The organism is Lacimicrobium sp. SS2-24 (assembly GCF_002201535.1).
Classification (GTDB): domain Bacteria; phylum Pseudomonadota; class Gammaproteobacteria; order Enterobacterales; family Alteromonadaceae; genus Lacimicrobium.
In genome coordinates this window covers 185,483-206,508 of the sequence record NZ_NIWW01000001.1, presented here as the reverse complement: position 1 = coordinate 206,508, position 21,026 = coordinate 185,483, and the positions used below count along the sequence as shown (strand labels likewise).

General features: G+C 50.9%; 19 protein-coding genes. 10 read left to right on the top strand and 9 right to left on the bottom strand.

Annotated elements, in window-relative coordinates; all coding sequences use genetic code 11:
* Positions 1-45 precede the first annotated feature (45 nt).
* Genes CCY32_RS00895 through CCY32_RS00885 form a run of 3 tightly spaced genes read left to right on the top strand, consistent with a single transcriptional unit; the run spans position 46 to position 3,864 of the window.
* Positions 46-2,178, top strand: coding sequence for an MtrB/PioB family decaheme-associated outer membrane protein (locus tag CCY32_RS00895; RefSeq protein ID WP_168171395.1), 2,133 nt, complete (start codon positions 46-48; stop codon positions 2,176-2,178).
* The gene (locus CCY32_RS00890; RefSeq protein ID WP_088328465.1) at positions 2,168-3,493 is read left to right on the top strand and encodes a ferredoxin reductase family protein; all 1,326 of its coding nucleotides are present in this window, start codon (positions 2,168-2,170) and stop codon (positions 3,491-3,493) included. The genes CCY32_RS00895 and CCY32_RS00890 overlap by 11 nt, the downstream gene beginning before the upstream one ends.
* An 11-nt stretch (positions 3,494-3,504) precedes the next feature.
* Positions 3,505-3,864, top strand: a complete 360-nt coding sequence (locus CCY32_RS00885; protein WP_088328464.1) for a cytochrome b5-like heme/steroid binding domain-containing protein — start codon at positions 3,505-3,507, stop codon at positions 3,862-3,864.
* A 192-nt stretch (positions 3,865-4,056) separates the two neighbouring features.
* Here CCY32_RS00885 and CCY32_RS00880 read toward each other — a convergent pair whose 3' ends face one another.
* From CCY32_RS00880 to CCY32_RS00870, 3 genes are read right to left on the bottom strand one after another with little or no spacing between them, the layout of a single operon-like run.
* A complete protein-coding gene (locus CCY32_RS00880) occupies positions 4,057-5,688 on the bottom strand; it encodes a dihydrolipoyllysine-residue acetyltransferase (RefSeq protein ID WP_088328463.1) in 1,632 nt (543 codons plus the stop codon).
* Between the two features lie 11 nt (positions 5,689-5,699).
* Positions 5,700-6,677 (bottom strand): alpha-ketoacid dehydrogenase subunit beta, encoded by a 978-nt coding sequence (locus CCY32_RS00875; RefSeq protein WP_088328462.1) that lies wholly within the window; start codon positions 6,675-6,677, stop codon positions 5,700-5,702.
* A 2-nt stretch (positions 6,678-6,679) separates the two neighbouring features.
* Positions 6,680-7,864 carry a thiamine pyrophosphate-dependent dehydrogenase E1 component subunit alpha gene (locus CCY32_RS00870; protein ID WP_088328461.1) on the bottom strand — a complete coding sequence of 395 codons (1,185 nt, stop codon included), beginning with the start codon at positions 7,862-7,864 and terminating at the stop codon, positions 6,680-6,682.
* Positions 7,865-8,156: 292 nt separating this feature from the next.
* Here CCY32_RS00870 and CCY32_RS17415 point away from each other — a divergent pair, with 292 nt between their 5' ends.
* Entirely contained in the window at positions 8,157-11,984 is a 3,828-nt protein-coding gene (locus CCY32_RS17415; RefSeq protein ID WP_088328460.1) for a S8 family serine peptidase, read from the top strand.
* A gap of 78 nt (positions 11,985-12,062) precedes the next feature.
* Here the strand turns inward: CCY32_RS17415 and purC are convergent, their stop codons facing one another.
* Genes purC through dapA form a run of 3 tightly spaced genes read right to left on the bottom strand, consistent with a single transcriptional unit; the run spans position 12,063 to position 14,794 of the window.
* Positions 12,063-12,776, bottom strand: a complete 714-nt coding sequence (purC, locus tag CCY32_RS00860; protein WP_088328459.1) for a phosphoribosylaminoimidazolesuccinocarboxamide synthase — start codon at positions 12,774-12,776, stop codon at positions 12,063-12,065.
* Between the two features lie 20 nt (positions 12,777-12,796).
* Positions 12,797-13,903 (bottom strand): outer membrane protein assembly factor BamC, encoded by a 1,107-nt coding sequence (gene bamC, locus CCY32_RS00855; RefSeq protein WP_088328458.1) that lies wholly within the window; start codon positions 13,901-13,903, stop codon positions 12,797-12,799.
* A 9-nt stretch (positions 13,904-13,912) separates the two neighbouring features.
* The gene (gene dapA, locus CCY32_RS00850; protein WP_088329212.1) at positions 13,913-14,794 is read right to left on the bottom strand and encodes a 4-hydroxy-tetrahydrodipicolinate synthase; all 882 of its coding nucleotides are present in this window, start codon (positions 14,792-14,794) and stop codon (positions 13,913-13,915) included.
* Between the two features lie 167 nt (positions 14,795-14,961).
* On the opposite strand from dapA, the gene CCY32_RS00845 reads away from it, so the two are divergent.
* Together CCY32_RS00845 and bcp are read left to right on the top strand one after the other, a co-directional pair.
* A complete protein-coding gene (locus tag CCY32_RS00845; RefSeq protein ID WP_088328457.1) occupies positions 14,962-15,489 on the top strand; it encodes an ACT domain-containing protein in 528 nt (175 codons plus the stop codon).
* Positions 15,490-15,496: 7 nt separating this feature from the next.
* Positions 15,497-15,961, top strand: coding sequence for a thioredoxin-dependent thiol peroxidase (bcp, locus tag CCY32_RS00840; RefSeq protein ID WP_088328456.1), 465 nt, complete (start codon positions 15,497-15,499; stop codon positions 15,959-15,961).
* A gap of 73 nt (positions 15,962-16,034) precedes the next feature.
* Here bcp and CCY32_RS00835 read toward each other — a convergent pair whose 3' ends face one another.
* Both CCY32_RS00835 and CCY32_RS00830 read right to left on the bottom strand, forming a co-directional pair.
* A complete protein-coding gene (locus CCY32_RS00835) occupies positions 16,035-17,129 on the bottom strand; it encodes an AI-2E family transporter (protein ID WP_088328455.1) in 1,095 nt (364 codons plus the stop codon).
* Positions 17,126-17,356, bottom strand: coding sequence for a sulfurtransferase TusA family protein (locus tag CCY32_RS00830; protein WP_168171394.1), 231 nt, complete (start codon positions 17,354-17,356; stop codon positions 17,126-17,128). The genes CCY32_RS00835 and CCY32_RS00830 overlap by 4 nt, the downstream gene beginning before the upstream one ends.
* A gap of 301 nt (positions 17,357-17,657) precedes the next feature.
* Here CCY32_RS00830 and CCY32_RS00825 point away from each other — a divergent pair, with 301 nt between their 5' ends.
* Complete coding sequence (locus CCY32_RS00825) at positions 17,658-19,049, top strand: M48 family metalloprotease (RefSeq protein ID WP_246840487.1); 1,392 nt, start codon at positions 17,658-17,660, stop codon at positions 19,047-19,049.
* A gap of 12 nt (positions 19,050-19,061) precedes the next feature.
* On the opposite strand, the gene CCY32_RS00820 is transcribed toward CCY32_RS00825, so the two are convergent.
* On the bottom strand, positions 19,062-19,535 hold the full coding sequence (locus CCY32_RS00820) for a TlpA disulfide reductase family protein (protein ID WP_246840486.1): 474 nt from the start codon (positions 19,533-19,535) through the stop codon (positions 19,062-19,064).
* 134 nt (positions 19,536-19,669) lie between these two features.
* Between CCY32_RS00820 and arsC the strand changes: the two genes are divergently transcribed.
* The 3 genes from arsC to CCY32_RS00805 are packed head-to-tail and all read left to right on the top strand — an operon-like array spanning position 19,670 to position 20,993.
* Positions 19,670-20,017: an arsenate reductase (glutaredoxin) gene (gene arsC, locus CCY32_RS00815; protein ID WP_088328453.1), complete on the top strand. Its 348-nt coding sequence runs from the start codon at positions 19,670-19,672 to the stop codon at positions 20,015-20,017.
* The gene (wrbA, locus tag CCY32_RS00810; RefSeq protein WP_348638931.1) at positions 20,014-20,607 is read left to right on the top strand and encodes an NAD(P)H:quinone oxidoreductase; all 594 of its coding nucleotides are present in this window, start codon (positions 20,014-20,016) and stop codon (positions 20,605-20,607) included. Before arsC ends, wrbA begins: the two co-directional genes overlap by 4 nt.
* Positions 20,607-20,993, top strand: a complete 387-nt coding sequence (locus tag CCY32_RS00805) for a DUF2069 domain-containing protein (protein ID WP_348638930.1) — start codon at positions 20,607-20,609, stop codon at positions 20,991-20,993. Before wrbA ends, CCY32_RS00805 begins: the two co-directional genes overlap by 1 nt.
* Positions 20,994-21,026: the final 33 nt, after the last annotated feature.

Sequence of the window (21,026 nt, the reverse complement as noted above, 5' to 3'; positions counted from 1 at the left end):
AATTGTGCCAGCCTGCTCCTGCTTTGGCTGAGCAGTTGTTTATGCGTGCAAGCCACTGAATCTTTGCAGGGTAATATAGAAACCACCCTCGGATATCTTGACCAGGATGCCTATCAGTTTGGTAGTTCCCATGGTTTCAATGACCGGGGTTTCACACCCTTTGTTAATATTGACCTGCTCTTGCCGGGATTTTCAGATACCGATAACTGGCATATTGAAGCCAATAACCTTGGTCTGTCGTCTGCACGTTTTATGCTCAAAGGGCAGTTGGATGATAACCAGTCAGTGAATCTGAACTGGCGTCAGATATCAGGATATAACTATGAGGATGCGCTTAGCCCTTTTCACAGTACCCGACTGGCAGAATTCAGCTTGCCCGAAAACTGGCAGGTTAGTGATAATACCACCGCGGGTATGAGCTCTGTTACTGATCATCTGAACCCTGTCAGCCTCAGGCATAAGCGCCACTGGCTGGAACTGGATTATCAGCGGCACCTGGGTGAAAACTGGGCTGTAAATGTTGATTTTCGCCGCGACAGTATCACAGGAACCAAAGCCCTTGGCGGTGCCACGGGGTCTAACGGCGGCAATGTGCGCGCAGTATTACTGGCTGCTCCAGTGGAACATCATACCCATCAGGCCAGTATTTCTCTGGCGTATTTTGGCAGCAGACTAAGCTGGACACTTGGCTATCACGGCTCATTTTTTGACAATACCCTGACCTCAGTTATCTGGCCCACAGCCTTCGGACAACATCCTCAGTGGGCTGCTCGTGTGGGTTTCCCTGATGGCACCAATCAGATGGCCACAGAGCCGGATAACCAGGCTCATCAGTTTCGCGTTAACGGGAGTTATCGCTTTACACCTTACACCCGACTTTATATTGATGCGGCACTGGGTCGACAATCTCAGAATCAGCATTTTTCGCCCTATACCGCGAACTCCCAGCTGATTGTTAATACTCCCCTTCCCATAGAGTCGCTGGATGGCAGGATCGATACTACTAACCTCAATCTTCGCCTGAGTTCGCGCCCCTTATCGGGCCTTAATCTGATCGCCAGGTTAGACTACCGTGACAGAGACAATCACACGCCTGTGGCAGCCTATCAACGGGTTTCCGGCGATGCCGCTCATCAGCAGAGCTCTACAGATGCCAGGTTAAATCGGCCTTACAGTCTGAGCAAAGGCAAGGCAAACATCGAGGCGAACTGGCGGCTAATGACAGCAACACAGGTACAGGCGGGTTACTACTACACAGACACCCGGCGGGATTATTCAGAAATTACCCGGGCCAGGGAAAATGACATCCGCCTGGGCTTTCGCAGCCATTACTTTGAGACACTGGCAATGGCAGTCAGTTATTCTCACCAGCAGCGGCGCACCGATGACTATATTGGCAACCGGCCACTGATTCAGACCCATGTTCCCGGCACCACAGAAGCCGAAGAGTTTGAGAACCATCCCTTACTGCGCAAGTACTACCTGAGTGAACGGGACCGGGATAGCGTCTCGTTACAAGCGGACTGGTATCCTCAGACCTCACTGAGTCTGGGGGCACAGCTAAGCTGGAATCAGGATTCCTATCCTGACGGTTACTTCGGTCTCAACAACTCAAAAATGTACTCGATTAGCGGAAATATCAGTTATATCAGCCATAAGGACTGGCAACTTTCCGGCTTTTACAGCTATGACAACTACCAGTATCAGCAATCCGGTCGCTCCTTTCGGGGATTTGCCCCCGCTGAAGCTTTCGATCCACAGCGCAACTGGCAAGTCAGTGCCAGCGATAATTTTCAGACACTTGGATTTAACCTGGAACGTCAGGGGATCAGACCGGTCTTTTCTGACTGGCAGGCACAAGGAACCCTGGATCTGTCACTGGCATTTAACCATAGCCGTTCCGTCGGTGAGATCATTCATCATCATGGCAGCGCCTTGCAAAGCGCACCGCTGCCGGATCTTAAAACACAATTAAACACAGCGAATCTGACTGTGCGCTATCATTTATCTGCATCGTCATCTGCAGCACTGACACTCATCCGTGAGACCTACGACAGCGATGATTTTGCCCTGGATGATGTCGCAGTGAATACCCTTAGCAATGTGCTTTTAACAGGCCAGCAAAGTCCCCGTTATCAGGCGACCTGGTTGGGACTAAGTTATCGTTATGAATATTAAGGCAGCACCAGTGATACCCTCGAAACTTAAAACCTTCACCCTCACACTGGCCATTCTGCCCGGCCTTTTAGCCTTGTTATTTATCACCGCTGCAGATTTTTCATCTGCCGGGGCGCTGTTGAATGTGCTGGGGCGTCTGACCGGCATCTGGGGGATGGCATTATTGTTGGTGGCCGCCATACTGTGCTGCCGGGTACCGGGATTTGATCAACCCTTTGGCGGACTGACTAAATTGTGGAAGCTGCACCATCAGCTAGGCGCCACCGGCTTTTTGATGATCCTTACCCATCCCTTATTACTCGCTTTTGCCGCTGCGGAGATCTCTATGGACGCAGCAGTTTATACACTGTTCTCATCACAGTCAGCCGTGCTTTGGGGCTGGGTGGCACTTATCGCCTTAATGATCTTTATGGCCCCGACGTTTGCCTTTTTCGGCAAGCCTGATTATCAGCGCTGGAAATGGATGCACAACTTAAGTGGTGTCACGGTAGTATTTGCCCTGGTGCATACGCTGATGCTCAGTCGCACCTTACCCGGCCATTGGGGAAATGCTGTCTGGGGGCTGCTGGCCTTGATGGCCCTTGGTGCTATTGGTTACCGCTGGATATTTTCACGCTGGCGCGGTCGCCTGCCCTATAAGGTAACGGAAGTTACTCACCCGGCGAATAATGTAGTGGAACTGACGCTACAGCCTCTGCGGGCTCATCTGAAATACCAGCCGGGCCAGTTTGTTTATCTGACCCCCTTTTGCCGCGAGCTGGAGTCCGGCAACAACGAAGAACATCCCTATACCCTTTCATCGTCGCCTTGTGAACCGACCCTGCGTATGGCCATCAAAGCACTGGGTGACGGCAGCCGGGCACTGCAAAACCTTGCCATTAATACAGAAGTCAGTGTAGAGGGTCCCTATGGTCGCTTTTTTGATCCTAAGGCTAGTGCGAATCAGGCGGAGTTATGGATTGCCGGAGGCATCGGCATTACTCCTTTTCTGGCGCGGCTCAGGCACCATGCCAGGCTCAATGAGGATGTGAATGTTCATCTTATTTATTGTGTACAGGATGAAGCAAGGCTGGTATTCGGCGATGAACTACAAAAATTGTCTAATACCATTTCCGGCTTAAGCTTTACCCCCCACTTTTTTTACCAGCAAGGCCCTCTTAATAGCTATTTTGTTAAACAACATTGTCCCGATTTTAACCACAGAGAAGTCTATATATGTGGTCCAGTGCCGCTGATTGACAGTAGCCGCAGAATACTAACGGATGCCGGTGTACCACTAAGTCGCATCACCACTGAAGAATTTGTACTATCGTAAGGAGAAACAAAATGAAACAAGTTGGATTTGCCGCCTTTGTTGCCTTCTGGTCCTGTGTCGGCACATTGCTGATGCTATTCTGGCTTGTGCCTGTAACCCCATCAGATGCTGCAGAGGAAAAGCCAGGCTATACCCTGGCGGAAGTGGCCAAGCATAATACCACTGAAGATTGCTGGATGGTGATTGAAAGCCGGGTGTACGATTTCAGCGATTATATTCCCAAACATCCAGCCCCTGCCATTGTTATGGCAAACTGGTGCGGAAATGAGGCCACAGAGGGCATGAAGACCAAAGGCTATGGCAATAATCACAGTCAGATGGCCTGGGATATGATGGCCCGTTATCAGATTGGCGTGCTTAAAGAGGACTAAAATGCTCTGACAATTGCGATATCTGGCGACTCAATCAAACGTCTCTTATATTTATGCCGTTATAGCCTGTTTCGTTCCGATTAGTGCATGGAGCTTATCCAATAACGGCAAAGCCTTTAAGGACACGAAGCTGTCACCCTATCGACTCAAATAAAAGCCCGCGATGTGCGGGCTTTGGCAAGATATGTAGCGTTACTTCAGCTGCGATAGCATTGTCAGCGGATTCTCCAGATAGGATTTCCACAGATTGCTGAAGCGCACCATGGTGGCGCCGTCAATAATGCGGTGATCCCCGGACCAGCTGATGTGCATAATATTCACGGCTTTGACATTATCCTGTTCGTCAAAGCGCGGTAAACGCTGAATTTTACCCAACGCCACAATGGCTGATTCGGGCTTGTTGATGACGGGAGTCGCCACCGTACCACCAATCACACCTACATTAGAAATACTGATGGTGCCGCCTTTGAGATCTGCGCCGCCTAAGCGCCCTTCCCGGGCCTGCTCAATCAAACGGTTGGCCTCTTTCGCCACTTCAAACAGGCTGAGGTGTTGAACGCCTTTAATATTAGGCACCAGCAGACCAATTTTCGAGTCCACTGCCATGCCAATATTATGGTCATCGAAGTACGTGAGTTCAGTGCAATCCTCGTTGACCTGCGCGTTGACGATAGGAAACTGTTTCAGTGCCAGTGACATGGCTTTGATAATAAAAGGCATAAAGCTGAGCTTCACGCCCTGTTTCTCAAACTCAGGCTTAAGTTGTGCACGCGCCGCCATCAGGGCGTCCATTTCAATCTCATCACTGACACTGAAGTGCGGAATACTGAATACCGAAGCAGACATTTGTTTCGCCATGGCGGCGCGCACACCACGAATAGGCTCCACCCTTGTTCCCCCTTGCGCTATGCCCGAGGCTTTTGCTTCTGGTGCTCTTTCTGCTGGCGTTTCAGTGGCGGCTGCAGGCGCATCCAGCTTGTACAGGTCCTGTTTCATCACACGGCCTTTTTTACCGCTTCCTTTGACCTTGGTTAAATCCACATCCATTTCTCTGGCCAAACGCCTGACAGCGGGGCTGGCCAGCGCCTTACCCGGTGGTGCAGGGTCAGGGTCAAAGTCTCCGCCGGGGAATTTTTCATCGGACTGGGTCTTACCCGGTACGACTGGCCGTTCAGTCTGCGCCTGATCATGATGGTTTGCTGAAACCGGTGCGGCGGTGTTTTGTTCTGAAGTATCTGTCTCGGCATCCACTTCAATGGCAAACAGTGGCTCATGAACCCTGGCGATTTCCCCTTTTTGATAATAACGCTTGAGTACTTTGCCGTTAAATTTAGACGGTATCTGTACCAGCGCTTTGTCCGTCATCACATCCGCAACAGGCTGGTCTTCTTCAATGATATCGCCTTCCTCAACCAGCCATTCAACCAGTTCACACTCAACGATTCCCTCTCCGATGTCCGGCAGGATAAAATCTTCGGTCTGCTTTCCCCTATTGCCAGATTCGGGCTGGGCTGTGGTCTTGGCGCTTTCGGTTTTAGCCTGTTGAGGCTCGGGTTGTGTTTGGCTTTCATCCTGACCGTCGGTGTCATCTTCCACCTCCATGGCGAACAGCGGCTCGTGGACTTTGGCGATTTCACCTTTTTGGTAGTAGAGCTTCTTCACCACGCCTGTATCCATCGCTGGAATCTGTACCAGAGCCTTGTCGGTCATGACATCAGCAACGGGCTGATCTTCTTCAATCTTGTCGCCCTCTTTGACGAGCCACTCCACCAGTTCGCATTCCACTATGCCTTCGCCAATATCGGGTAAAATAAAGTCTTTCATAAACCAGGCTCCTAGTAGTGCACAGTGCGTTTAATGGCTTCAAATACCTTCAGGTGATCCGGCATATATTCCTTTTCATGAGCAAGCGGATAAGGCGTATCCAGACCACATACTCTTGCTATCGGCGATTCCAGATTGAGGAAGCATTTGTCCTGCACGGTCGCGGCAATCTCGCTGGCAAAACCGCCAGTCAAAGGGGCTTCATGAGAGATTAAAAGCCGACCGGTTTTCACCACTGATTCGCAAACCGTATCCACGTCCCAGGGCAATATACTGCGTAAATCAATAACTTCAGCATCGATACCTTCTTTCTGGGCCATTTCAGTCGCTTTATCCAGCACTTCCATCTGAGCGCCCCAGGCCAGCAGTGTAATGTCTGTACCTGATTTGGTGATCTCAGCCTTACCCAATGGCAAGGTATAATCCTCTTCGGGCACCTCCCCTACTGAAGCACGGTAGAGTCGCTTGGGCTCCATAAACAGCACCGGGTTGTCATCACGAATAGAGGCCAGTAGTAGTCCCTTTGCCTGATAAGGGTTGCGTGGCATCACAATCTTCAGTCCCGGTGTATGAGCAAAATAGGCTTCAGGAGACTGAGAGTGATAGTGTCCACCGGCAATACCGCCACCATAGGGGGTACGGATCGTCAGGGTGCCGCAGCTAAACTGTCCACCGGAGCGATAACGCCACTTGGCGGTTTCGTTAACGATTTGGTCAAAAGCCGGAAAGATATAGTCACCAAACTGAATCTCAGCCACCGGCACCGAACCCTGAGAGGCCAGACCGTTTGCAAAGCCTATGATGCCCTGCTCTGTCAGGGGTGTATTGAAACACCGATCACGACCAAACTGCTGCTGCAAGTTACTGGTAGCCCTGAAGACGCCACCAAAGTGACCGACATCTTCGCCAAAAACCATGACCTTTTCATTTTCTTCCATTGCTGTGATCAGGGCGTTATTAATTGCCTGCAATAAATTCATCTTCGCCATCGTTACAGCCTCCCTGATGTTTTTGGATAGGCCTCGGGGTATTTGGCCATGTGCTTCTTGAGTTCACTGAGCTGCTCTTTCAGGTGCCAGGGCGGCGTGTCGTAAACATCTTCAATAATCTCGTCAATTTTACACACCGGCACTTTCTCTACTCGCTTGAGCTCTTGCAATACTTCCTGGCGCATCGTTTCGAGATCTTTGTTTTCCTGCTCTTCATCTAACCAGCCCTTGCCTTTCAACCAGGCCCCAAGGCGCGCAATGGGATCCTTTTGCTGCCATTTTGATTCTTCTTCTTTGGAGCGATAGCCGGTAGGGTCATCTGAGGTGGAGTGTGCCGCCAAACGATAGGTCATCGCTTCGATTAATACCGGGCAGTTTTCTTTCAGGGCTAAGGCTCTGGCTTTTTGGGTTGCCGCGTAAACCGCAAAACTATCATTACCATCCACACGAATGGTTTTCACCCCATAACCTAGCCCCCTAGAGGCAATACCATCCCCGGCAAACTGTTCTTCTGAGGGGGTAGATATGGCGTAACCATTGTTACGACAAAAGAAAATGACCGGGCAATTAAGTACCGCCGCCATATTCAGGCCGGCATGAAAATCGCCTTCCGATGCGGCTCCCTCTCCGAAATAGCAAATGGTGACCGCCTCTTCACCCGCCATTTTCTGGCCGTACGCATACCCTGATGCCTGCGGAATTTGCGTTCCCAAAGGCGAGGATATGGTCATGAAATTGAGACTTTTATCACCATAATGAATCGGCATCTGACGACCTTTATTGGCCTCTTTCTCGTTGCTGAACATTTGATTCATAAAGGCTTCGGTACTGTACCCACGGAATGCCAACGCCCCCTGCTCGCGGTACTGAGACATGATCATGTCCTGTGGTTCCAGGGCAGCGGCACTGGCCACACTGGCGGCTTCTTCGCCGGTGCTGGCAAGATAGAAACTGATGCGCCCTTGTCGTTGGGCCGCCACCATCCGCTCGTCTAATACCCGGATGAATCGCATGGTGCGATAGATTTTCAGCGCCAGTTCCTGATCGATATCAGGCACGACAGCATCCTTGTGGGGCGAGCCATCGGGTTTAAGAATCTGCAACATAGGAATGTCGATAAGGCCATTTTCGATAATACTGACCTTGTGAACGAGACCGACGTTAGAAAGATGATTTCTGTCTTTCATGATGTGCCTTTGCTGTTCCTGAGCCGACGAGAAAATCGACGTCTGGCTCTGGTGTTAATGTTGAGCACTATACTAGTAGAGGATAGTCCTCAAGGTGTTGCTTTTTAGCTGGCCGCACTGAATTTAATTAGTATATAAACACCAACTGAATAGATTTAATTAGGATAAACAGCCTAATTTTAACAAGTGATCCACATTCGCTGAACATGGTACAAACATTTGACGGTGTTTTTTGTTTATCATTGGGCAATAGTACCGTCTAATCTGACGGACGATTTCCGGAGTATGATTTATGACATTCCCCCGCAATTTGCTGATAACGGCCCTTGGCACCATCATATTGTTGCCCGGCGTTGAAGCCCGCCAATCTGGCGCCCCATTGCCTCAGACGATGATCCAGAATAAATTTGTGAAAGAGCCGGGTCTGAAGAACCGGCCGTACGATTACATTGTCAGGATGCATCAACCCGCTGCCGTGCGACATCTTGCCGAGGCAAAAAGAGCTAAAGATTCGCACAGCACTCAGAGCCAACGTCTGGATGTGCATTCTCCGCAAGCCCGTGCATACGTCAGCGCACTGAAACAACATCAACAGAGTCTGCTGCATGTCATCGAGCGAGAGATTAGCCATACCAAGCTGGTGGCAGATTTTCAGTATGCACTCAATGGCATGGTGCTGCGCCTTACTCCGAAACAAGCAGCAAAGGTGGCATCTCTTCCTGACGTTGCCTTTGTTGAACGCTCTGTGAAGCTACCTCTGATGACAGACGCCAGCCCCGCCTGGACCGGTGCAGATCAGGTCTGGGAGGGTTTCAATGGTCTGTCGGCCTATCAGGGCGAAGGGGTTGTCATTGGAATTTTAGATACTGGCATCAATACCGATCATCCCGCCTTTGCGCAACAAGCGGGAGATGGTTACGAACATCAGAATCCTGCGGGCGGATTTTTAGGTGATTGCCAGACCAGTCCTCAGCTATGTAACAACAAACTGATCGGTGTGTATAGCTACGACAGAATCACCTCCCGTTATGACGAATTTGCGCCGGGTACGCCCCAAGACGGCGAAGATCATAATGGGCATGGCTCACATGTGGCGGGTGCGGCAGCCGGAAACATTCTGCTTAATGTTCCGCTTCTGGATGCAGATGGCGATCCCATGCCGGACTTCACGTTTAGTCGCATGGCAGGCATTGCCCCAAGAGCTAATCTCATCAGCTATCAGGTGTGTGAACCGGGTGAGGAGGATGACGTTGATTTTGCAGGGTGTTGGACCGACCTGGTTGTCACAGCCCTGGAGCAGGCAATCATCGATGGTGTCGATGTGATTAATCATTCTATCGGTGCCTCATTTATATCGCCCTGGCAGGGTAGCAAGGGCCAGGCCTTTCTGAATGCCCGTGAAGCCGGCATCATCGTGGCCAATTCAGCCGGAAACAGCGGTCCGGATCCGGAATCGGCATCTGCTGATACTGCGGCTCCCTGGGTGCTAAACGTTGCCGCCTACACCCATGACAGAGTATTTAGCAGTAAAACGCTGGGGGATTTCAGCGGTGGCGACACGGCCCCCGCTACTATTGAGGGGGAAGCCAAGACTTCTGGCATCACTGCTTCCATTGTCTACGCTGGGGACTTTACAAATCCAAACGATCCCTCCGGAGACCCTGCGCAGTGCTTGCAGCCATTCCCTGCGGGTACCTTCAGCGGTGAAATCGTGGTCTGCGACCGCGGTGAAATTGCCCGGATTGATAAAGGCAAACATGTCAAAGAAGGCGGGGCCGGCGGCATGGTACTGGCCAATGTCACCGGTGATGCTGAGAACCTGGTGGCAGATAACCATGTGTTACCGTCCATTCATATCAACGCCTCTGACGGCGAAGCATTGCGCACCTGGCTGGCCAGCGGCACAGGCCATACAGCAACCATTTCCTCCAGTGAAATAGGCTCAGACCCGGAACTGGCAAATATCGCAGCAGACTTCACTTCACGCGGACCCAACGCCACCTTAACGGATGTGATTACGCCAAGCCTTGCGGCGCCCGGTGTGGACATCTGGTCGGCGTATGCCGATGATCAACCCGATGGTTTCAAGCAGTTTCCCGATCCGGCAGATTATGCCTTTTTAAGTGGCACCTCTATGGCCGCACCCCATGTTGCCGGTGCCGCGGCACTGCTCAGAGGCCTACATCCGCAATGGAGTGCCGCGCAAATCCAGTCAGCGTTAATGTTAAGTGCCAATCCCATAACATTTAAAGAGGACAGCCTGACCCCTTCAGATCCCTTCGATATGGGTTCTGGCATGCTTGATGTCAGCAATGCAGCCGATGCAGGCCTTATTATGGATATCGCCATTGCCGATTACGAGGCAGCGAATCCAGATATCGGCGGCGATCCAAAGACCCTGAATATGCCATCACTGGCAGACAGCCGCTGTTTTGGCAGTTGTAGCTGGCAAAGAACGGTTGAGGCGACCCGCGCAGATACCTGGTCGGTCGACATTGTCAGTGATGCCTCTGACATCAGTTTCAGTGTTACACCGCAAACCTTTTCACTTGCCAGTGGCCAGCAACAACAGTTGCAAATAGAAGCAAGCACCGGCAATGCAGAGCAAGGGCAATGGGTATTTGCCAGTGTGCAGTTATCCTCCGCTACAGGTCAGCTGTTGACCATGCCGGTAGCGATCAAACCTCAACTCACTACCCTGCCTCAAAGCATTACTGTTGATGCGAGACGCAATGCTGATTCTGTCTTACTGGACGAGGCAGAAAGTGTGGCCATTACACAACTGACGGTTCGCTCATATGGTCTGGCATTGCCCCAGTCGTTTAATCAGAGCATTCCTGAAGACAGTAACAATGATGATGTGTTTGATGACCTCGGCGACGGTGTAGCGGAATTTTTCTTTTCTGTTCCGGTTAATGCCAAGCGTTTTGTTGTTGAGACAATCGATAGTGATGCGCCGGATCTCGACCTTTGGGTTGGCCGGGATGAAAACAATGACGGTGTACCACAAGAAGAGGAACTGATTCAGCTCAGTGCCACAGCGTCAGCCATAGAGAAAGTGGATCTGAGCCTGCCTGAAGCCGGAGAATACTGGGTATTAGTACAAAACTGGCAAGGCAGCGGCGGTGAAAGCGACAACTTCACGCTACTGCACACCACCGTTGAGGGTGTGCAGCAGGACAATCTGAGCTTAACGGGCCCTGACTCAGTGGCATTGCAAGAGCCTTTTGCACTCAGGCTAGGATGGAACCAGACACTGACCAATGGTGGTAAAGCTTACGGTGCTGTCGATCTGGGCACCAGCCCCGAACAGCCCGGCAATCTGGGCCTGCTGAATGTGGATCTGATACGCCAGTCTGATGATGTCACCCTGATTCCGCAATCATCACAACGTATCCTGGCCGGAGAACAATTAACCTACAGCATTCAGGTTGCCGCCAATTCACAGTCTGAAGACCGCACCTATGTGATCGATACGCAATTACCTGAACATGTACAACTAATCAGTGACAGCGTCAGCGGTGAGCATGTTCTCACCGCTACCGGGGCGCAGTGGCAGATCACTCAGCCTGCGGGTTCAGCAACGCCAACCACCCTCAGCTTCGCAGTCAGTGTGGCGGACACCTATGCCGGTGGTCCGGTCGGGGTTAGCATCATTTCAGCCCTGCCCGAACACCCCGGGGCAATAGAGGAAGAGCACGCCTCTCAGTCTGTTGTGCAGGTTGAAGGCGCGCCGTTGGTATTGATTAATAACCAGAGCAACGCCACGCTCAGCGGCACATCCGGCAGTACCTTAACACTCAATGCTACTGCGTCGGATCCTAACGATGACGCATTGAGCGTGCAGTGGCAACAAACCTCAGGTACAGAGGTCAGTTTCAATCAGTCGGTGTTGCAACCCAGCATAACGCTGCCCGTGGTAAGCAGTGCCACAACCCTGGGCTTTAGCATCACGGTCACCGATCCCACAGGCCTTAACAGTCAGGCATCCGTATCCGTTACGGTCAACCCAAGGCCGGTGCAGACGAATAGCGGCTCCGGAGGCGGCAGCATCTATGCCGGATTGTGGGCACTGCTGCTGTTATCCTTGCGCAGGATGACAGGGGCACGCAGATCGTAAAACCAAAAAAACAGGGGCCTGTCTGGCCCCTGTTTTTCGTAATGCACTATGCTTGCAAAGCGGATTTAATGAACCTCTTTAATCGAGGGTAATCCCCAACCTTGCCGCCACTTCTTCATAGGCTTCAACCACGTTGCCCAGTCCCTGGCGAAAGCGATCTTTATCCATCTTCTTACGGGTTTCTTTGTCCCACAAACGGCAACCATCGGGAGTAATTTCATCACCCAGGGTAATCTTGCCCTCGAACAGACCAAATTCCAGTTTGTAATCGACCAGCAACATACCTGCTTCGTCAAAGAGCGCTTTGAGCACATCATTAACTTTGAAGGTCAGTGCTTTCATTTGCTCAATGTCTCTCTCTTCAGCCCAACCAAAAGTGCGGATGTGAGACTCATTAATCATCGGATCATGCAGTGCGTCATTTTTAAGGAAAAACTCAAACGTAGGCGGATTCAGAACCTGACCTTCTTCCACACCCAGACGACGGCAAATAGATCCGGCGGCGATATTGCGGACCACACATTCAACCGGAATCATCTCCAGCTTTTTAACCAGGGAGTCCGTATCGGATAATAAGGCCTCCACCTGTGTTGGAATACCGGCCTGTTCGAGCTTCGACATAATAAAGTGATTAAATTTATTATTAATCATCCCTTTACGGTCAAGTTGCTCAATTTTTTCACCATCGAAGGCGGACGTGTCATTCCGGAAATGTAGTACAAGACGGTTGGGATCTTCCGTCGTGTAGACCGTCTTAGCTTTGCCCCGGTAAAGTTCTGTTTGCTTTTCCATTGAATGCTTCTCTTAAAAAGTTAAATATCCAGGTTATCCGCGGCCATTGTGCTGGAAAATGGCTTGAAGATTCCTGATAACAGGGTCTCAGGCAAATTATTGCTTTCATTGTCCATAAAAGTGATGGCCGTCTTATTCTCCACACGCGTCAGGTGCAGACGGTACTCCTGTTTATCCAGGGGTAAATCATCATCATTTCCGAACAGGCTATCCCACCAGCTGCTTTCGCCGCCCTCATAGGACACAAACAGCAGTCCGTTGGACTTATCCAAATCCTTCACGTTGAAGCCCAGTTTACGCAACACCAGTTGAATGCGGGTCCAGGCAATGTCGTAGTCGCCATCCACGATAAACGCCGGCTCACCTTTGCCGTTGGTGCCCAACTGCATCTCCATACCCTGGCGAATTTGCCTCACTTTACGAATATCGGCAATCTGCAGTTGTGTCTGGTAATGACCGATGACGCGATTGAGAATATCGACTTCATTGCGGCGTATATCATCCGCATCCAGCTGCTCTGCAGAGCGGGTCTGTTGGCCGACCGTTTCAAGATAATCTTTAAGACGCACATTGAGCGCCGCTGTGCGCCCGTGAGGCTTCACATTCAGTTTAAACTCAAAGCGCTTGCCAACACTGCGCTCCGTCGGTGTCCAGTCAAACCAACCACTGTCGAGTTCAGTTTCCATCAGCATCCAGTCTGTCACGAGGGTACCGGCTTCCTTGTCAAACATGTCAACACCAATGCCCTGCTCTTCCAGATAGCTTATCAGACTGCCCCATACAGACGTATCCAACGGCTGACTATCATCAACCTGATCGAAATAAACGGTGGCACTGCGCTGACCTTCTTCAACGTGAGAGCCAGTTACCAGCGGTAATACTAATGAGGGTGATAACACCTGAAGCTTTTCCCCCAATAAATCGCGCGGCGCATTCGGACCCAGTTCCGGAATCTGATATTCGCGGCTTTGTTGGGGGGGATTGAGGCCCGGTGGGACCTTCAGGCTTTGTCGGTTGTCCTGCTTTAGGTAAGCAAAATCATCGTTGGCTATACGACGCTCATGTGGGCTGGAACAGGCTGCCAGCAACAACAGTGGAGAAAGTACAAAAAGGGAATGTCGGATCATGAAAGCTCCTCAGGAAATTACGCCGATATCATGCAACACAGCTTCGATTGTATTTTGGCTGTCGAGTTCCGGCTCGACCATCGGCAACCGTAATACCGGGCTTGGAATCAATCCCATTCGATACAGTGCCCACTTGGGCATCACAGGGTTAGGTTCAATAAACAGGGCATGGTGCAATGCCTGCAGCGGAGTATCAATTTGCTCCGCCTGCTCCCGACTGCCACTAAGAGCTGCCTTGCAAAGCTGCGCCATCATGGAAGGAACCACATTCGCGGTAACAGAGATCACACCATGGCCGCCGCGTAACATAAATTCACAACCACTGGGATCGTCACCACTTAGCAGAATAAAATCGCCGGGCAACACACGCTTAAGGGCCTCTAGTCGCTCCAGATCGCCGGTGGCATCCTTAATACCAACAATATTGGGGTGCCTGGCCAGTACCGCCGTTGTTTCCGGCAACATGTCGGCTACGGTGCGCCCGGGTACATTGTACAGCAGCAGGGGCAATTCACAGGCGTCCGCCACTTTTTCAAAGTGTGCGATCATTCCGCGTTGCTGAGGTTTATTGTAATAAGGCACAACACTGAGCAGACCGTCTGCGCCGACTTCTGCTGAGGCCTGGCTCAGTTCTATCGCTTCATCCGTTGAGTTAGCGCCACTACCGGATATCACTTTGATGCGTCCGGCAGCATACTCCACGGTCTTTCGGACAACATGGATATGTTCTTCCATCGGCAGCGTTGCCGACTCTCCGGTCGTACCCACGGCCACAATGGCATCGGTACCGGATTTTATGTGGAATTCCACCAGGTCCTGAAGAGATGAATAATCAACGTCGCCGTTTTCTGTCATCGGCGTTACAAGCGCTACGATACTGCCTTTGAACATTATTGCCCCTTTGAAAATTAAGCGCACAATGGTAAAGAGGTCAGGGGGTAAAAACAAGCGCCATTTCCTCCCCTTTTTGCGCCAAACTTATCACTCACAACGGATCCATAGAGAAATGCCAACATTATGATAGACTTGCCGACCTTCAGACACTCAATCGACAGCTTATGAAACATCAACTGATTGTCACCATTTTAGGGACCGACAAAATTGGTATTCTCAGCACCTTGGCAGCCACAGTGGGTGCCTGTCATTGCAATATCCTCGACAGCCGTCAGGCCGTTTATGGTCAGGACTTCTCCCTGACCATGATCCTTGAAGGCACTCAGGGTGCAATTGCCAAGGCTGAGTTCCAGATCCCACAGGTGTGCCAGCAACATGATCTGCTGTCGATGATGAAACGTACCCGACAGCACCATCGTCAGGATCTGGTTCATCTGGCAGATGTGGAAATTTCCGGAAAAGACGCCCTGGGCGTGATTCATGACATTACCGCGTTTTTTGCCGAGTTTGACATTACGGTCACGGCGTTTCGTCAGAACACCTTTCGTGAAAAGGACGGGGAGGCAGAAATGATGACCTGTAAAATGGTGGTCAGCATGCCAAAAGAAACCGATATTGATGTCATTCGCGCAGCTTTTACGACCCGACTTCGGGAGTTAAGTCTACAGGGCACCATTAACCCAAAACATTGAGGTCATTATGAACATACTAGCAGCAGGACAACCGGCACCGGCTTTCAGCCTGCCGGATCAGGACAACAATACGGTGAGTCTCGACGCACTTAAAGGTAAGAAAGTCTTGGTCTACTTCTACCCCAAAGCAATGACCCCGGGCTGCACAGTGCAGGCACAGAACCTGCGCGACAGCAAGGAACAACTGGAAAAACATAATGTTGTGGTTCTGGGTATCAGCCCGGATCCGGTCAAGCGACTGCCCAAGTTTATTGAAAAAGAATCCCTCAACTTTACGCTGCTATCTGATGAAGATCATGCCGTGGCGGACGCGTTTGGTGTGTGGGGACCGAAAAAGTTTATGGGTAAAGAATACGATGGTATTCATCGCATCAGTTTTTTGATTAATGAAAAAGGCCAGGTGGAACAGGTCTTTGATAAATTCAAAACCAAAGACCATCATCAGGTGGTACTGGATTATTTGCAGGGTTAATGGTGGCGGGAGCTATGCCATCGCGCGCACACCCACTCCCTAACCGCAATTGAAAAGAACCTGAAACGGCTTGTTATGCCTGGTCGGTCAGTTTGGGCGGTTGTTGCGACTGCAACGCGTCGCTGGTACCGGACCAGGCATTCAGCAGCGCTTTTACCAGTGTCGCCAGCGGAATCGCAAAGAATACGCCCCAAAAGCCCCACAACCCGCCAAAAAACAAGACGGCTATGATGATATAGACCGGATGCAGACTGACCGCTTCCGAGAACAGAATCGGCACGATCAGGTTACCATCCAGGGCCTGAATCACGCCATAGGCCGTCATCAGATACCAGAACGGCGGGGTCACCCCCCACTGAAACAATGCCACCGCGGCAACCGGAAAGGTTACAACCGCAGCACCGATGTACGGGATCAGTACAGAGAACCCCACCAGCACCCCAAGCAACAACGAATAGCGTAAATCCATCAACGCAAAGGTCACGGCGCTCATGGTGCCCACAATCAGAATTTCCAGCACCTTACCGCGGATATAATTAACAATCTGCGAGTTCATCTCCAGAGCCACCTGTTTCACCAGTCGCCTGTCCCGGGGCATGATGCGGGATATGTTGGTGAGCAGCTCATTTTTGTCCTTGAGCATAAAAAACACCATCAGCGGAACCAAAATAAGATAAATCAACAGAGCCACCATACTGACAATGGAGCTGAAGGATGCACTGATAATATCTTCTCCAAGTCCCACTACACGGTCATTCACCCCTTTCAGGGCGTTATTGATGTCCGACTGGACCAGAAAGCCGGGATATTTATCGGGTAATGCGCTCAGCCATAGCTGTGCCTCCGACCAAATCTGTGGTAATTCAATCAACAGGTTCATGGCCTGACGCCAGATAACGGGCAGCAAGCCCACTAGCGCCAATGCACTCAGCCCCACGAACAGAATCAGAATCATTACCGTCGCCCAGGTGCGGCTCATGCCCGTAGCCAGTAACTTGCTCACTGGCCATTCGAGTAAATAGGCAATAACGATGGCCACCAGAACCGGTGCCAGCATATCTCCCCAGAAAATAAACACCGCAAAGGTACCCAACAGCAACAGTAACAGTGCCACTGAAGCCGGGTCAGAAAACTTTTGCTTATACCAGCTGCTAAACACTTCTATCATCTGGGATCCTTGAATAAAAGTTGGTAATGGTGTTGTGACGCTGAATGCTCAACCGGAAGTAACTCAATGCCCTGCTTTTGCAGCCAGTTGAGAATATCCTGATTATCTGCCGAGCCGGCTCTGAGGATCAAGTAAAGTGTTTGCTCCCTGCCCTGTTTTTGCAGCCAGCGCTTCAGTTCCAGCAAAGACAAAGGACAGGTCAATACCGATAGGTCTAAAACAGGCAAAGCAAGGTGACTCCAAACATCATACAGGCCCGCATACTATCCTATTTTTTTGCTAAAAACTGAACTGTCAGATCGGATGTGGGAAAATCTTCCAGGCAAACGGTTCAATGATAGCGCCATGTCGGTAATTGCCATTGGTTTAGCGTCGCGAATACGGTATTTTGATTAAAAGTGAGCAAATAGCTGAACTAAACCCGGTTATGCTGTCTCAAAGCCTTTCAGAATTCCGATGAGTGTTAAGATGATAAGAGCGGTTCTTCTTTGTCTCAGTTGCTGTATGACCTTAATGGTTGGCGCCCAGGTGAGATCCGATTCAGATAAAAACACCTTACCTGAAATTGGCGTGGTCGCTTCCAGCGCCATCAGTATCGACAAAGAAATCCTGATTGGAGAGGTGTTGATGAGGCAATTGCAGGCCCGGGCTCCTATCATCAACGATCCACTTATTGAAGAATACATTCAGGATCTGGGTAATCGTCTGGTCGCTCAGGCAGAAAACGCTAAGTTTCCGTTTCGTTTTTTCCCCATTAACAGCAACGACATTAACGCCTTTGCCTTTTATGGTGGACACATCGGCGTTCATAGCGGTTTGATCGTCGCTGCCGACAGCGAGAGTGAACTGGCCTCTGTGGTAGCCCACGAAGTCGCACACGTCACCCAGCGACACATTGCCCGCAGCATGGAAGCCCGTCAGAACGCCTCCCCGTTGCAGGTTGTCTCCATGCTCGGTGGCATTTTACTGGCGCTGGCCAATCCCGAAGCCGGAATGGCTGCCATCAGCGCCGGCCAGGCTGCCGGCCAGCAAGCGATAATCAACTACACCCGCAGTAACGAAAAAGAGGCCGACCGTGTCGGCATTGAAATTCTAGCTCAGGCCGGATTCGAACCCCAGGCTTCGGCTAGTTTTTTCTCCAAACTGGCAGCTGAGTATCGTTACGTATCTAAGCCTCCGGCTTTTTTGCTGACACACCCCTTACCCGAATCCAGGGTCGCGGATATGAAAGCCAGAGTAGCCAACTATCCTGCTATCAGAAGACCCCAGAGTCTGGCCTTTCAGTTGGTTAAAGCGCGTCTTTTGGCTCGCTACAGTATCGAAACCAAGCAGCGTGTTGCGTATTTTACTGACAGGCTCAATCAGGCCCGCTCAGAGATTGATGTCAAAAGCAGTCAGTACGGCCTGGCTCTGGCACTTTTTGGTGAAGAAGAATACGCCAGGGCATCAACCATCATCAATGAACTGTTGGCTCAGGATCCGGAAAACCTGTTTTATATTGATACCTATACGGATATTGCGCTGGCAACAGGGCAGCCGCAAAATGCCATTGCTCGACTGTCTGAGCTCATCAAAACTCAGCCCCGGAATCGGGTTCTGGCACTGAACCTGGCCAACGCGCTGATAGAAAACAAAGACTATAACCGTGCAGTGACCTACCTCAAAGACTACCTATTGGTTAACCCCAATCATCTGCTCAGTTACCAGTTGCTGACCGATGCGTACGGCAAGAGTGGACGCTTAATGGAAATGCATCAGGCCCGGGCAGAAGTGTATGCCCTCAATTCTGCCTATAGTCGGGCCGTGGATGAGTTAAAAACCGCGTATAACTTTACCCACAACAGTGTTCTGGAAAAACAACGCATTCTTGCCCGTATCGAACAAATGCGCGAAGCAGAAACCCGTCTGAAAAAACTCTAAGACAGTGAGCTATTATTCAGAAAGGCGCTCAATGACTTTTAGCAGTATTTCTGCCTCTTGTTCTCCCATCAGTTGACGCACCACCTGACCATCAGGACCGATGATAAAGGTTGCGGGCAAGCTGTTCGGCCGTTCATTGGGCATCATGGGGGGTGGTTCTGTTCGAATCAAAGGAAAGTTGATGGCGTACTTCTGTGCCAGCGCCTCAAGCTCTTGCTCGGGCAAGCGGTCAAAACTGACGCCAAAGAGGCTGATGTCAGTGTCCTCAGTCATTTGTGCAAATTTATTTAGCTCAGGAATTTCCCGTAAACACGGGGCACACCATTCAGCAAAGTAATTCACTACGACCCACTGCCCCTGATAACTGCGCCAGCGATGAGCCTCACCATCGAGTGTGACAAAATCACGGGTATACCATTGCTGCACGCCAACGCCCATGAACAGCGCTACCAGCGCCAGCCCAATCAGAATTATCTTTTGTCGCACGTTCAGATCCTCTCTCAGAACGGTGGTTGTCTTTTTCCAGATAGCGCTCCCCGGCCAATTCTCATCAGAAGTTGTGTGAGGATTCTTACCTTTTGTTATCATGGCGTTTTTAGTTAACGCCAAGGGCATTTAGCATGTCACAAATTCAGATTCTACATAACCCCAGATGCTCAAAAAGCCGCCAAACACTGGCTCTGTTGGAAGAACAAGGTGTCGTGCCCGACGTGGTGCTGTATCTGCAATCTCCCCTGGATGAACAGCAGCTCAAATCACTCAAAGAAAAACTTGGCTTTGAATCTGTACGCCAGATGATGCGTACCAAAGAAACCCTCTACCAGTCTCTGAATCTGGCCGAGGCCAGCGAAGCAGAACTGCTAACTGCCATCGCCGAGAATCCCAAATTACTGGAACGCCCGGTTGTCATACATGGCGACCAGGCCCGCATTGGTCGCCCGCCCGAACAGGTACTGGATATTCTTTGATGAGCTATGCACTGGTTTTATATTACAGCAGACAGGGAAGCACCCGGAATCTGGCCTGTAAGATAGCACAGGGAATAGAACAGCAAGGGCTCGAGGCGCGCCTGCGCACCGTGCCGGAGGTCACCCATAATCTTAACGGCCATAAGCCTGCTGTACCTGAGCGAGGCGATCCCTATGTGACACTCGAGGAACTGGAACAATGCAGCGCCCTCGCGCTGGGCAGTCCCACTCGCTTTGGCAACATGGCTGCAGCCATGAAACACTTCTGGGATGGCACCTCGAAATTGTGGCTTTCGGGCTCCTTGTGCGGTAAACCAGCCTGTGTTTTCACCTCCAGCGGCAGTCTGCATGGCGGACAGGAAACCACACTGATCAGTATGATGATACCGCTGTTGCACCATGGCATGCTGATTATGGGTACCCCGTATACGGTACCAGAGCTCAATAGCACCGAAAGCGGCGGCACGCCATACGGCCCGAGCCATTACGCCGGCATGCAGGGTGATACCCCATTAAGCCTTGCTGAGCAAAAAATTTGTCTGGCTCAGGGAAAACGATTGGCAGCCCTGGCCTTAAAAATAGGAGACTGATGTTGTCGTCCAAAACGCGTTTTTTCAGGCAGCTGGCGCTGCTTTCTTATCTGGGCCTGTTGCTCTGGGTTGTGCTGTGGCATTTTGCATTGGGAGAAAGCATTGAATATTCCGTGCTGTTTATTACTCTGATGTGGGTCTTACCTCTGTTATTTCCCTTACCCGGCATTCTCAAAGGAAAGCCCTATACTCATGCCTGGGCTAACTTTGTTCTGATGTTTTATCTGTTACACGGTCTGACCGCAGTGTACGCACTGGAAAACGAACGTTGGTATGCGGCGGTAGAGATCCTGCTCGCCTTCAGCGCTTTCATTGGTTGCAGCTTTTTTGCCCGATTACGCGGACGCGAATTGGGTCTGGGATTAAAAAAGAAAAACTCATCATAACGGGGGCATGGTTCTGCCCCGCTTCGGCGCCTG